Consider the following 13,570-nt stretch of genomic DNA (forward strand, 5'->3'; position numbering starts at 1 on the left):
CCAGAGAAATAGATACCATTCAAAAAATCAGCAAAATGAACTTTATCCCTGAAATAATCTTTTAAAGTTGGATCAGCTTTACAATTCAACATTCTGCATACCTCCCTTTTTATAGTTCAAAGCTTTGATATTCATATGAGGTATGTTCAACAATATAATAGCATAAAGCAAATTTTATTCAATGCCCTTCTATTATATATATACGCATTTATTTCTCGTTTTTCTTTTAAAATAATGAAAAAACTCTATTTTTTCAAAATAGAGCAATTTCATTATTTTTTCAATACAAATGTATCTTTATTTTCTGTTAAACTGTCTTTTCCAATAAAGATTTCAAAGTCTCCTTCTTCACTAGCGAACTTCATATCTTTTCTCACAAAACGTAACATATCTTCTGTAATTACAAATTCAACTTTTTGTGATTCATGCGGTTTTAAGAAAATCTTTCCTTTTATGAAACAAAATACGGCTAATAATTTATTTTAACAAAAAAATAAAGCCAATATTTATTAGCTTTACTTCTTGTAATTACATTGATAAACAAAAATATCAAATATTTTTTGCATCTTTTCATCTCTGATCATACATTCTGGATGAAATTGAACACCATAGATTTTTAAGAAATTATGTTGAATAGCTTCAATAATACTATCTTCACTTCTTGCAACAACTCTAAAATCTTCTGCTAATTTTTTTATAGATTGATGATGCATACTATTAACAAATGTTTTATCATTAAATATTGGTGCTAGAAATGAATCTTTATTAATTCTTATACTATGTGTTGGAAATTCTCGTCTTTCTTTTTGTTGATGTTGAAATACATATTCACTAGCCATTTGATTATCTTGATATAAAGTTCCTCCAAAAGCAACATTGATAATTTGTAAACCTCTGCATATTCCTAGGATTGGTATGTTCTTTTGGGAACAAAGTTTTAGTAATTGTATTTCATAATAGTCTCTTTTTGAATCAGAAATATCTAATTCAAATTGACAGCTTTCATGATAGAATAATGGATTAACATCATAACCCCCAGGTATTAGTAAACCATCTATTCTTTCTAATTGTTCTTCTACGACTTCTTTTGATTCTGATATTGGTAATAGTAAAGGTATCCCACCTGCCTTTTCTATTGCTTCAATATATTCTTGATTAACAAATTGAATACAACGTCCTTCTTCATATTTTTCACTACATGTTATTCCTATAATTGCTTTCATTTTTATCACTCTCTCTTATCCATTATAAACAATTTTCTTATATGTCTAAAGACTTTTAGACATTCTTATATAATTTAATCAACATGTCCACTACTTAATCCTTCTTCTTGATTATCAAGTGGTAACCATTCTAATACTTTTTGTATATATCTATCCCAAAAATCCCAAGTATGCGATCCTGGTCCTTCTTCGTAAGTGACCTCAATTCCTTCTTTTACTAGAAATTCATAATAGTCTTGATTTGCTTTTAATAGAAAATCTTCTGTACCACAAGCCATATAAATTTGTGGAAAATTAGCCTTTTCTTTTTTTAACTTGAATACTAAGGCTTTATAATCTTTGTCACTTCCTCGTAAATGATCAATATTCCCAAATACACTTGTTAAATAACTACGCTTATTCATATAAGGAATATCATCTCCATCAGTAGAATGAATAACCATATTTAATATAAGTGCTGAAGATAACCCAGCTACATATCCAAATGTTTCATGATATTTCAAACCATTAATGATTGCCCCATATCCTCCCATTGATAATCCCGCTATAAAAGTATCTTCTCGTTTCTTTGATAATGGAAACATGCGACGTGTCATCTCAACAAGTTCTTCACCAATAAACTTTGAAAAATATTCATGTGAGTTTTCATTATCTACATAAAATTTATTTTCACCAGCAGGCATAATAACAGCTAAATTATGGTCTTGTGCCCATCTTTGAATACGTGTCCCCACTAACCAATCTGTTTGGTCACCAAAAATACCATGTAATAAATAAAGGGTTTTATATGGTTTGATTTTCTGCTGACATTTTAAAACTTTATCAACTGGTAAAATCGCTTGAAATGTAACTGTACGCATTAATGATTGAGAAAAAAAGTTAACTTGTATGGTTGCCATATTTCTATTCTCCTATCTGAAAGTGTTTAACAAAAGCAGCAGCTATCCCATCGTCATCTACACTCTTTGTTATATCACTTGCTATATTTTTTAGTTCTTGAACTGCATTTCCCATAGCTATACCATGTTTAACCAATTGAAACATCTCTATATCATTAACTCCATCCCCAAACGCATAAGTATTTTCATAATCAATACCTAACTTTTGATAAAGATAAGCACATGCAGTTCCTTTAGTAAATCCCTTATTATAAACATCCATACGAATAAGTCCTGTTGCATAAGGAATCATAGTAAACTCATCTTCCAATTCATGGTATGCATTCCATAAATCATCAGCATTTTCAAATAAAACACAACAGCTTATAGCTTTCACATCTTGTGCTGTAAAGTTTTCTATTACTCCTATTGGTCTTTTCGAAGTACCTTGAAACATTTCACGATGCTTAATTATTAATTCATCATCTAAGAATGCACACCACTGCCCATCATGTCCATTATACATAGAGCGCCCATTATATTTCCTGTATACATCCATTTGTTTTTGAATTTGTGCTGTACTCATAATATCATCTATAAGTACGACATTATCAAAACGAATATAATGTCCATCATTGCAAATATATCCATCAAATTCAATATCTTTCACACTTTGTGGAACTTCACCTCGCGCTGTTGCAATAACAATCTTATGCCCTTGTTTTTTAAATTCTATTAATGCATCTTTTGTCTTTTGAGTAGGATGCATCAGCCCATGAGGTACATTGACAAGTGTTCCATCAATATCAAAAAAAACTATTTTTTTATCCATATCTTTTCCTCCTTCATTTATTATATAAAAAAAACATTTTATAATCATAAAAATATCAAGATATGAAAAAGGAAGTCTCTTTTACTAAAAACTTCCTTTTTATTCCAAGTTTACTCTTTTATACAATCTGCAGCTTCATATATCTTTTCTAGACTTGCTTTTTCAATAAGTAAGTCAAATATCTTTTCGTACTGCTCTACGGATAGATTTTCCAGAAATCCTGTTTCAGCTTGTGGATATGTCTTGGTAAACAATTTTAATACGAAATCTCTTTTACCAAACTTTGTACCTTCAGTTAGTCCAAGCTTTTTCCCTTCAGCCAATCCCTCTTGCAGCCCTTCTTCTTTCCCTTCGTCACGTTCTCTTTTCATTCTTGCCTGTCTTGCTCGCTTGTTTAAATCACGGTTGAATGCCATGTCCTGTAGAATCATATCTTCATTAAAATCATCTGCCTTCTTCTCCATGATATCCACCACCTTCTTCTTTAACTTCATTATATCATCATCGATTCCATTTTTAAATATGTAGATCGCTGTTTCTAGTTCATTGAAGTTCTCTAATCCCTTTTCCTTCTTTAGGATATTGATATAGGGTAGATATATGTAGATTCTCGTGATCAAGTTATGTTTCTCCTGATTCCCTGATTCATTCTGACTGACATACCTGTCTATCAGTACCAGGTTGTCCTTATCCAGGTCATCGATGAATATCAGCTGAAACACATGATGAATGTTGGTGACATAGTCATCACCTCTCTTTTGCTGTTCTACGAGTAGTCTTGCTCCATAGATCTGGAACCTTTGATACTGCTCCTGGTCAAGTGATGAATTCTGCATTTCGACATCACAGATTTCACCATCTTCATTGGTGACTCTGATATCCAGAATCATATCCTTATCTTCGACATGCTGAGGATTGAGATCAGGATTCAAGACCTTGAGTGAATGGCAGTCAATGCCAGCGATGTTTTCAATGATGAGTTTAAGGAGATAGATAGAATCAGGATCTTGATCATCTCTTAAGGTATACTTGAACAAAACATCATTTTTAAAATCAACAATTTTCTTTCTTTTCATTATCATAAAAAAGCCCTCCTACTTCTATATACGAGAGTAAGAGGGCAAATTTCTTTTTTATTTTCTACTTCACATAATTTCACATAAACATATTTATCTTTGAACTTTTTTCATATCACTATAACCTAACCAAACTGTCCACACATATGCACAAGTTTTTGGAATCATTAACATTCCTACCATTGGAATAGTATCAGCAAATAAAACAACTGGAATATAGAAAGCAAAACTTAAAACAATAGTTAACCACATGTTATAGAATGCTTTATCTTGTTTTTGTCGACTACTTTGATAAAATAAAATAATAACCATTAATCCCATTAATGCAAAAGGAATATTACGATAAATTCCCCAAGACAATGGTGCATTCACACTTGTCCATGCATTTTGTGGGAACATACATAAAGCAATTCGTAGTGCTGCTAAAATATACATAACAATTGTTAATTCATTTCTACCCTCTACATGATAACGTAATCGCCAAACATAATATAAAATCACATAGAAAATTGTCATTGTTATGGAAGTAATCCACTTCCCAATACCTAAAGCGACAGTGTAATCTTGCAATCCTGTTGTGCATAAAGCAATAGCACGAGGAACTAGATGAAATGAATCACCTAATCCCAAAGTAACTGCCATAATTCCAAACAGTAAGTATTGACGATTCCCACGATTTCCTTTAATCATCAAAATTCCTAACGTGATAACCGTTGCTAAATAAATAATATCAAAACCAGTTTCCATAATTGCTTGCATTTAAACTTCCTCCTTTATATTTTGATAAAAACTGATAAAAAACAATATGCCAGCACAAAGTAACGCTCCACCAAGTCCACTATAAAACACGGCAATAAATATTTCTGGAACTAAGTGAAAAACTCTTAAACTAACACCTACACTCATCATAAATGCCATAATACAAAAAGCTTGTTGATCAAAAAACTTAATAAAGAGTTGTAATTCTTCTTCATAAGAAACAATTCTTTTAGTATGTTTATTAACCATCTTAGAAAAAACAAACTTCATAAAAATTATATAAATAACCAATGACAACACTAAATTAAGCAAACTTACATATGATACATAGGCTTCAATCCCTATTTTTAAGATATTAAAACCTGCAATAGACCATACTATACCTGCTAAAATTAATAGATTTTTCTTTTGTACTTTCATATCATCCTCCATAATGAACAATGTTCATTTTAATTCATAAATAAACCCACAGCCTAAGTGGGTTAATAAATAACTCTTTGTATTGTCTCTAGTAAGATATGACAAGATGGTTGTTGTTGTGATAATAAATTCATTATATTCACAAATACAAATTGAATAAAATCTTCTTTTGTATAATCATCATTAAAAACATCTTGCTTGACTTGTTGATCTTGATTTAAAACCATCAACAAACTTCTTTGAATATGTTTAAAATATTCTTCCATGACTTCTCTACCTTGTTTCACATCAGAAGATTGAAAACCCTGTGCATGAGCAATAAAGAATCCTGGATATTGCTTCGTACCTCGTTGAATTGTTGTAAATAACCAGTCAACACAATCATTAAAGTGCTTAAAGTATAAGTCATCACCCATATGAAAAAATGATTTCCAAATATCTTCAACTGTCGCAATAATTAAATCAGCCTTTGAAGGAAAATAATTATAAATCGAACCTACTGCCACACCACAATGTTTTGCAACATTTCGCATATTGATTGATTGTAAACCATCCTTAGAAGCTATTTCACGACTAGCCTTTAAGATATCTTCTTTTGAAGTTACAATTTTATTCATCTTATCACCACCAAACTGAACACTGTTCATTTTAAACTATAAAATAAGATTTGTCAAATGAAAAGTAACTTTTTTATGTTATAATGGAGTGGGTGATAAATATGATACGTTATGGTATATTAAGTACAGCTTCAATTGTTGATCGTTTTGTTGCAGGGATTCGTGAAAGTGGAGATGGCTATGTTCAAGCTATTGCATCACGTTCCTTAGAAAAAGCAAAAATTGCTGCAGAGAGATTAAATATTGATAATTATTATGGAAGTTATGATGAATTGTTTGAAGATGACAATATTGATGTAATCTATATTCCAACAGTCAATGGATTACATTATCGTGATTGTCGAAAAGCCTTATTACATCATAAACATGTGGTGATGGAAAAACCATTTGTATTACATAGTTTAGAAGCTATTGAATTATTTGAATTAGCTAAAAAACAGAACTGTTTTTTAATGGAAGCACAAAAATGTGTGTTTTTACCTACAACAAAGAAAGTTAAAGAACTCATCAATAACAATATTATTGGAAAAGTGAAATATATTGAATATAAAGCAGGCTTCCCTGGTCGTTTTGATTATGATCATTGGATGTATGATTTAACATTAGGTGGTGGCGCATTGTATGGTAGTTCGACTTATACAATTGAATCATTACAATATTTGTTTGATCAGCCTGATTTAGATATCGATGGTACATGTATAAAATGTCCTACTAAAGCTGATGAAATTTGTAATTTTCAATTAAAAGTAAATCATGAGATCCTTGTTTCAGCTACAATAGCAATGAATGTCGAATTAAAAAATGAAGCCGTTTTTTATGGTGAATTAGGTTATATCGTTGTTCCTTATTTTTGGAAATCTAAAGGATTAGAACTTCATATTCATGGTCAAGAAACACAATACTTCGATTATCCTTATCAAAGTGAATTTGTTTACGAAATAAAACACATTCATGATTGTTTAAATAAAGGTCTCATTGAAAGTCCTGTTATGAATAAAGAAAAAACAATTCAAGCTTGTCAATTAGTTGAAAAACTTTATCAGAAATGGCAATAGACACAAATACGTGTCTTTTTTTAATAACAAAACATTTTTTACATCATTAATTGGGTAATGTCAAAGACTTTTGATAGACAAAAATACAAGAATATGGAAAGATAAGAGAAACGAGGAGGGGTTTTATGAAGATTGGTGAGAAACTAAGAGATGCTAGAAATCAAAAGGGTTTAACCCAAGAAGAAGTTGCTGATGAAATACATGTTTCAAGACAGACAATATCAAATTGGGAAAACAATCGTTCTTATCCTGATATTATAAGTGTTATTTTATTGAGTGATCTTTATCAGATGAGTTTGGATGTTTTATTAAAAGGAGATAAGGATATGATTGAACATTTAAATGAAAGTACGGATATTGTGAATAGTAATAAAAAATTAATTATAATGGGTTTATTAAATATTGTTGTTTTTATTTTTATGATTATTTTTAATCAAATAATTTCTGAAAACAAGATTTTATTAGCTAGTATTTTAAGTCTTTCAATTATCAGTATCACAATTTTCTTTTATCAGATTATCCGTAAATTTTAGGGGGGGTATACACATGAAATATTATGAAATTTTATTTGTTTTTATTGTTTTACTTGGAGCTTTTCAACTCAGTTATTCTATTTTTCGTATGACTATTATTGATGCCAAAAGTCGTCATTTCAAGCATCCTCATTTTTGGGGATTGTTTACAATGGGACGTAATAGTAGCAACCTTATTCTTTATTTATTGGGAAGAAGAAATTATCCTTCTATAATGTCTTTAGAAGATCAGCAAAAAATGGATTCTTATAAAAAACGTGTTGGTGTTGCTTTAGTGTTTATTGCTTTAGGAACAATTTCTTTAATTATATCAGAAGTATTATTTTAAAGATTGGGATTGTTTAAAAAAACAGACTTCAGTTTATTCTGAAATCTGCTTTTTTAGATACTCTTGTAAATATAATCCAATTCCTTCATGTTCATTATCTTCACATATATCATCAGCAACATATTTTACATTTTCAAACGAATTTCCCATCGCAATACCTTTACCAGCTATTTTTAACATTTCTATATCATTTTCACCATTGCCAAATGCAATAATATGATCAATGGAAATATTTTTTATACTTGCATACTTTTGTAAAGCTGCTCCTTTATGTGAACCATAAGGATTGATTTCTACCCAATCAGGTTCAACTTTACATAAATCAAATTGTTGGTGAGCAGTTTGTTGTAATGTTGGTAATATTTCGTTTAAAATAGATGCCTTTTGAACAAACGCAACTTTTCTTAGATCTTCAAATTCAGACAAAGGAATTTCTTTAATGTCTTGAACTTTATATTTAGTTGAAGTCATAAAATGATGTTCTGTTATGCCTGTTTGACCAAAATCCATAATATAAAGACTATTTTTAAAAAACAGAATCATATCAATATGATAAGTCTTTGCCATATCAGCTAAAATAGCAGCATCTTTAAATTGCAGTTTTTCTTCTTGATGAAGTTGATTTCCAAGTGAATCATAAATTTCTAATCCATTGAGACAAATATATCCACTTTGAGGATAATCAGATAAATTTAATTTCTGTCCAATTTTTTGTAAACTATCAATATCTCTCCCACTAGCCAAAAGTAAAGATACTCCTTGTTGTTGTAATTGCATCAACACTTTCCTTGTATAAGGTAAAATATCTTGACTTGCAGTTAGTAACGTTCCATCCATATCCATAGCAACAACCTTTAACTCACCCATATCTTAATCTCCCTCTATAACCTCTTTTATTTTACTAATAACACTTTGCTCATCATTAGAACCAATAACATCATAAGCAACATGTTTAATTGGTTCAACCGCATTACTCATAGCATAACCATATTTTACTTGTTGAAGCATTTCATAATCATTCATTTGATCACCAAATGCCATACATTCTTCTGGCGCAATATCATATAACATTTGTAAAAATTGAATTCCAATTCCTTTATGAATATCATTATTTTGAATATCCATCCACTCATTACCTGAAGTTACAACCTTAACATCTTTAGGTAACTGATCTTTTATATCATCCAATACAATATTAATATGATGTTCTTTATCATAAATAGCAATCTTCATAATATCATCATCAATATCATCAAAAGAATCAATAAAAGTATAAGCACAATAATATTTTTTGATTTCAAAACGATACTCAAAATGCTCCTTTAAAATATAAGCTCCTTTTCTTCCACACAAAACCATAAATATTCTATCTTCTTTAGATAAAATCTCTTTAATTCTCTCTACATCTTCTTTTGATATAATATTACAGTACAATTCAGTTGTTCCTTTAGCTATATAACTTCCATTTTCAGCCACAAAATACATATGTTCACTTAAAGGTAAAAACCTTTGATATAAACGATAGTATTGATTCCCACTAGCAACTACAAATTTAATATCTTTTTCTTTCATCTGATAAAAAACATCAATAAATTCTTTATCAAATTGTTTATGAGAATCTAAAAATGTTCCATCCATATCCGTCGCAATTAACTTAATCATAACTTCACCTCAATGTCCATAGTATATAACAAATGAACCAAAAGAAAAAGACCTTTCGGCCTATAATTCATTTAACATCTGTAATGGATTATCAGCAGCCTTTACTTTACCAAAAGCCTTTTCAATAATCCCTTCTTCATTAATAAGATAAGTTGTTCTCACAACTCCCATTACTTTTTTACCATACATATTCTTTTCTTTCCATACATCATAAGCTTGAATAGCTTCTAACTGTGGATCTGATAAAATAGTAAAAGGAAGATTATATTTTTCTTCAAATTTCTTATGTGATTTCACACTATCTTTACTAACCCCTAAAACAACAGCGCCTTTTTCTTGAAAATGTGGATAATTTTCAGCAAAGCCACAAGCTTGTTTTGTACATCCTGGAGTATTGTCTTTAGGATAAAAATATAAGATTACTTTCTTTCCACGATAATCCTTTAAAGAAACTTCTTCTCCATTTTGATTTAATAATGTAAAATCTGGTGCTTTCATACCTACTTCTAACATATCTTTCACACTCCTTGTTGTTATGATAGAAAAATAATGACTAAAAAGCAAATTTAATGCTTATTATTTTTTATTTTCTCAATTTCTTCTTTCATTTTATCAATACTTTTTTCTAATAAATCATATTGGGAATCCGCCTCAGTCTTATCATCTTGATTCAATATTTCATTTTGTGATTGTTGTAATAATATATATGAACTATTTAAAGATAGCATACTCCCTAAAGCTGCAAAAAAGTTCCCAATTACATCTTGTTCATCCGCACTAAAACAATCCATAAAAACACTACTCATAACAACTATCAATTGATCAATAACTAAAGGATTCATATTAGGTAAAGCCATAAACATCACCATTATAGTTTATTCATCATCACCAAATAATGACTCTTGTATTTGTCCAGAAACAATATTTAGATCATCAGTTGTAGAAGTTAAAAAACTTTCTAAATATTGATTATCATATAACCATCTTTGTATATCTTGTTCATCAATCATTAATGGCATTCTTGAGTGAATAGGTTTCATTAAAGAATTAGCCATCGTTGTAATAATTGTCACCTCATTTTCTTTAACACGATAAATACCTGCCATCAATAAATATCTGTTTTTTTGTGATTCAAAAGAAACCTTATGTTTATGACTATCCCATTCATAGAATCCCTTAGCGGGAATAAGACAACGATGTGTTAAAGCATCTTGAGAAAACATTTTCTTTTCCAATACTGTTTCACATCTTGCATTTATCACACGTTTAGAACTATTATTCATTGAATATCCCCATTTCATAGGAGTCAATGTCAATTTTCCATTCTTAACTGCTAATACTGGAATATTATCTCCTGGATAAAAATCATTTTCATATTCTTCATAGTCATACTGACAATCTTCAATCACTCTACCAACTAAACGATAGGTATCCCCATCAAAATAATATCTCCCACACATATTTAACCTCCTTAAAAATATCTATTCTATAACTCATAACAGTCATTTTTTACAAATATAAAGATATTATACCATAAATATCATTATTTTTTAAAAATCATCAACTTAACAATTTTATTTTATATATCGTTATTCCTTTCTTTTTTGTATAATTTATCCTACAATAAACATAGAGATAGGGATGATATTATGACTGATTTTGATGAGTTTCGTGAAATAATATTGAAAGAAACAGAGAATGTTGTTTATCTTTCTGATCCTGTTACCTATGAAATTGTTTATTTAAATCAATTATTAAAAGATATTTATCATATTCAAGATGATAATGAATATAAAGGTCAAAAGTGTTATAAACTTTTACAAGGCAAAGATTATCCTTGTGAGTTTTGTACAAACAAATATTTAACTCTCAATCAGTTTTATACCTGGGATCGATATAATGACTTTGTAAATAAATACTATAATGTTAGAGATAAACTAATTCAAACAAAGGATGAAAGAATATTAAGATTAGAAATTGCGATTGATATTACTAAAGAAGTTCAAGAAAAACAACAATTACACACTAAAGTAACGAGTGAGGAAACGCTTATTCATTGTATTCAGACATTAGCTGAAAATAATGATTTTTATAATGCGATAAATAAAATATTATCTTTAATTGCTGAATTTTATGGAGCACATCGTGTTTACATTTTTGAATATGATTTACTCAAAAAACAAGCAAGTAATACTTATGAATGGTGCAATGAAGAAGTTACTCCTCATATTTCCTTATTACAAAATATTCCTTTATCAGTCATTAATGAAAAACTTGCAGAATATAAAAAAAACAAATGTTTAAATTTTTTATCTTCACATATTACAGCATATCAATCACTAATAGCACCTTTAATTGAAGATAGTCAGATTGCTGGTTTTATTGGTGTAGATCATCCTACTTTTCATAATGATGATCTAGATTTATTGACTTCTATTACATATTTTGTTGTGAATGATATACAAAAAAGAAAAATGATGAGTCAATTGGAATATTTAAGTTATACTGATTTATTAACTGGTCTGTTTAATCGTAATAAATATATTAAGGATTTAGAGATGTTTGATAATCAGGAGTTTTCTAGTATTGGTATTATATATATTGATATTGATGGACTTAAGAAATTTAATGATCATTATGGGCATCGTTATGGTGATCAGTTAATTAGAGATGTTGGACATATTTTAAATCATTATTTTTATAATCAAGCTTATCGTATTGGTGGTGATGAATTTATTGTTATTTGTCCACATATGAAACAAAAAGATTTTATGAATCAGGTAGAAAAAATGCAAGAAAACTATCATCAACATAAATATATTAGTGTATCTATTGGTAGTGTTTGGAGTGATTCAAATACTTCTATTCATCAATTAATAGAGAAAGCTGATTCAAAAATGTATCAAGAAAAAAGAATATATTATAAAAAAATGAATGATTCAAGGAAGTGATATGAAAGATGCGTGAAAGTTATAGTAAAAATTACTTTGAGAAATATGCTGCTTTAACCTTAGCACGTTTTCTCCATATCAAAGAAAGTGATATTTTTCATGATGATCGGCCTGATTTGCGTTTATATACGCTTAATTTAGGTATTGAAGTCACACAAGCTTTAACTCCTGAGGAAGCAGTAGCTGATATCAAAAAGCCATTATATGCTTCGATTGATATGACACCTTTTGATCATAATCATAAAGATAAGTCTTTTGTATTTGAAAAATTAGATAATGCGATAGAAAGAAAGATTGAAAAAAGTAGAAATTATGATGTTTATAAAGAGAATGGTTTGTATATATTTTCTCATTGTCATAATTTAAAAGAAGATGAATTGTATCGTTATTTTATTAATCTTCCTTATACTTATTTATTTTTTAGATATATCTATATTAATGCGGTTACTAGACTTTATTGTTTTGATTTTATAGATAAGAAAATGAGTTATATTCATTTTTCTAAAAGTGAATTAATTACAATGAATGTTGATTCTTTGAGATATGAAAAAACATGTTCAAAGGAAAGAAGGCAAATTATATTAGAAAAATTGTTTAAATGAATCATATAAACTCCCCTTTTTAAAACAACCAGTTATTCTGGTTGTTTTAAGCATTTATGGATTATTTTTCTAATGTAGACTATTCTTTCTTTTTCAAATTCTGGGTGATCTTTTAACCACTTTCGATTTAGGGGTGAAGGATGTGGTAAGACAAATAAAGGTTTACCTCTATAAATATGATCATGAAAGATTAAATCTTCTAATGATTCTTGAGGATAGAAGAACTTAGCAGCATGAGCACCAATTAAAATATAGATTTCGGGTTGAACAAGTTCTAATTCTCTTGATAAGAAACGTTGCGCACATTGAATTGGTGGAGGATTATCCCCAGTTTTTGCTTTGCCAGGAAAACAACGACCAATTGATGTGATATAAAAATTATTAGAATCATAAAATTCTTGGCTTGTGATTTGATACCAATCATTTCTTAATTTTTCACCACTAGGATCATTAAATGGCAAACCTGTCTCCATAACTTTACGTGATGGTGCTTGACTGATTTGCATGATTTTTGAATTTTGTTGTCCTTGAAAAACCGGACGAGGCTTATAAGCTAAAATATCACGACATGCCTGACATGTTAATATCTCTTGTTTTAATGTTTCGAATTTATCCATTATATCACCTGATTCAA

The 13,570-nt window shown here is 29.1% G+C and carries 19 protein-coding genes; 5 read left to right on the forward strand and 14 right to left on the reverse strand.

Going from position 1 to position 13,570, the window contains the following annotated elements; translation table 11 throughout:
* Positions 1-272 precede the first annotated feature (272 nt).
* From EDD60_RS16590 to EDD60_RS09815, 8 genes are all read right to left on the reverse strand, one after another.
* Positions 273-455 carry a fibronectin type III-like domain-contianing protein gene (locus EDD60_RS16590; RefSeq protein WP_082787431.1) on the reverse strand — a complete coding sequence of 61 codons (183 nt, stop codon included), beginning with the start codon at positions 453-455 and terminating at the stop codon, positions 273-275.
* 60 nt (positions 456-515) lie between these two features.
* Positions 516-1,223, reverse strand: a complete 708-nt coding sequence (locus EDD60_RS09785; protein WP_066449656.1) for a gamma-glutamyl-gamma-aminobutyrate hydrolase family protein — start codon at positions 1,221-1,223, stop codon at positions 516-518.
* Between the two features lie 74 nt (positions 1,224-1,297).
* Positions 1,298-2,122: an alpha/beta hydrolase gene (locus EDD60_RS09790; RefSeq protein ID WP_066449657.1), complete on the reverse strand. Its 825-nt coding sequence runs from the start codon at positions 2,120-2,122 to the stop codon at positions 1,298-1,300.
* A 4-nt stretch (positions 2,123-2,126) separates the two neighbouring features.
* Positions 2,127-2,933, reverse strand: coding sequence for a Cof-type HAD-IIB family hydrolase (locus EDD60_RS09795; protein WP_066449661.1), 807 nt, complete (start codon positions 2,931-2,933; stop codon positions 2,127-2,129).
* 110 nt (positions 2,934-3,043) lie between these two features.
* Positions 3,044-4,015, reverse strand: a complete 972-nt coding sequence (locus tag EDD60_RS09800) for a PD-(D/E)XK nuclease family transposase (protein ID WP_132226387.1) — start codon at positions 4,013-4,015, stop codon at positions 3,044-3,046.
* Between the two features lie 87 nt (positions 4,016-4,102).
* Positions 4,103-4,768 carry a hypothetical protein gene (locus EDD60_RS09805; RefSeq protein WP_132226388.1) on the reverse strand — a complete coding sequence of 222 codons (666 nt, stop codon included), beginning with the start codon at positions 4,766-4,768 and terminating at the stop codon, positions 4,103-4,105.
* On the reverse strand, positions 4,769-5,188 hold the full coding sequence (locus tag EDD60_RS09810; RefSeq protein ID WP_066443898.1) for a hypothetical protein: 420 nt from the start codon (positions 5,186-5,188) through the stop codon (positions 4,769-4,771).
* A gap of 62 nt (positions 5,189-5,250) precedes the next feature.
* Complete coding sequence (locus EDD60_RS09815; RefSeq protein ID WP_066443889.1) at positions 5,251-5,805, reverse strand: TetR/AcrR family transcriptional regulator; 555 nt, start codon at positions 5,803-5,805, stop codon at positions 5,251-5,253.
* Positions 5,806-5,906: 101 nt separating this feature from the next.
* Here EDD60_RS09815 and EDD60_RS09820 point away from each other — a divergent pair, with 101 nt between their 5' ends.
* From EDD60_RS09820 to EDD60_RS09830, 3 genes are all read left to right on the forward strand, one after another.
* Positions 5,907-6,860 (forward strand): Gfo/Idh/MocA family protein, encoded by a 954-nt coding sequence (locus EDD60_RS09820; protein WP_082787317.1) that lies wholly within the window; start codon positions 5,907-5,909, stop codon positions 6,858-6,860.
* 125 nt (positions 6,861-6,985) lie between these two features.
* Positions 6,986-7,393 carry a helix-turn-helix domain-containing protein gene (locus EDD60_RS09825; protein WP_066443887.1) on the forward strand — a complete coding sequence of 136 codons (408 nt, stop codon included), beginning with the start codon at positions 6,986-6,988 and terminating at the stop codon, positions 7,391-7,393.
* Between the two features lie 13 nt (positions 7,394-7,406).
* Positions 7,407-7,721 carry a hypothetical protein gene (locus EDD60_RS09830; protein ID WP_066443885.1) on the forward strand — a complete coding sequence of 105 codons (315 nt, stop codon included), beginning with the start codon at positions 7,407-7,409 and terminating at the stop codon, positions 7,719-7,721.
* 33 nt (positions 7,722-7,754) lie between these two features.
* On the opposite strand, the gene EDD60_RS09835 is transcribed toward EDD60_RS09830, so the two are convergent.
* From EDD60_RS09835 to EDD60_RS09855, 5 genes are read right to left on the reverse strand one after another with little or no spacing between them, the layout of a single operon-like run.
* Complete coding sequence (locus EDD60_RS09835) at positions 7,755-8,588, reverse strand: Cof-type HAD-IIB family hydrolase (protein ID WP_066443884.1); 834 nt, start codon at positions 8,586-8,588, stop codon at positions 7,755-7,757.
* A gap of 3 nt (positions 8,589-8,591) precedes the next feature.
* Entirely contained in the window at positions 8,592-9,383 is a 792-nt protein-coding gene (locus EDD60_RS09840) for a Cof-type HAD-IIB family hydrolase (RefSeq protein WP_066443882.1), read from the reverse strand.
* Positions 9,384-9,443: 60 nt separating this feature from the next.
* On the reverse strand, positions 9,444-9,896 hold the full coding sequence (gene bcp / locus EDD60_RS09845) for a thioredoxin-dependent thiol peroxidase (protein WP_066443880.1): 453 nt from the start codon (positions 9,894-9,896) through the stop codon (positions 9,444-9,446).
* Between the two features lie 53 nt (positions 9,897-9,949).
* Complete coding sequence (locus EDD60_RS09850; protein WP_066443878.1) at positions 9,950-10,240, reverse strand: hypothetical protein; 291 nt, start codon at positions 10,238-10,240, stop codon at positions 9,950-9,952.
* 18 nt (positions 10,241-10,258) lie between these two features.
* Complete coding sequence (locus EDD60_RS09855; RefSeq protein WP_066443876.1) at positions 10,259-10,843, reverse strand: SOS response-associated peptidase; 585 nt, start codon at positions 10,841-10,843, stop codon at positions 10,259-10,261.
* A gap of 189 nt (positions 10,844-11,032) precedes the next feature.
* On the opposite strand from EDD60_RS09855, the gene EDD60_RS09860 reads away from it, so the two are divergent.
* Both EDD60_RS09860 and EDD60_RS09865 read left to right on the forward strand, forming a co-directional pair.
* The gene (locus EDD60_RS09860) at positions 11,033-12,334 is read left to right on the forward strand and encodes a sensor domain-containing diguanylate cyclase (RefSeq protein ID WP_066443874.1); all 1,302 of its coding nucleotides are present in this window, start codon (positions 11,033-11,035) and stop codon (positions 12,332-12,334) included.
* Positions 12,335-12,342: 8 nt separating this feature from the next.
* On the forward strand, positions 12,343-12,936 hold the full coding sequence (locus tag EDD60_RS09865; RefSeq protein WP_066443870.1) for a hypothetical protein: 594 nt from the start codon (positions 12,343-12,345) through the stop codon (positions 12,934-12,936).
* A 32-nt stretch (positions 12,937-12,968) separates the two neighbouring features.
* On the opposite strand, the gene EDD60_RS09870 is transcribed toward EDD60_RS09865, so the two are convergent.
* Positions 12,969-13,553 (reverse strand): uracil-DNA glycosylase family protein, encoded by a 585-nt coding sequence (locus EDD60_RS09870; protein ID WP_066443868.1) that lies wholly within the window; start codon positions 13,551-13,553, stop codon positions 12,969-12,971.
* Positions 13,554-13,570: the final 17 nt, after the last annotated feature.

It is taken from the genome of Longibaculum muris, from assembly GCF_004343035.1.
GTDB classification, from domain to species: domain Bacteria; phylum Bacillota_I; class Bacilli_A; order Erysipelotrichales; family Coprobacillaceae; genus Longibaculum; species Longibaculum muris.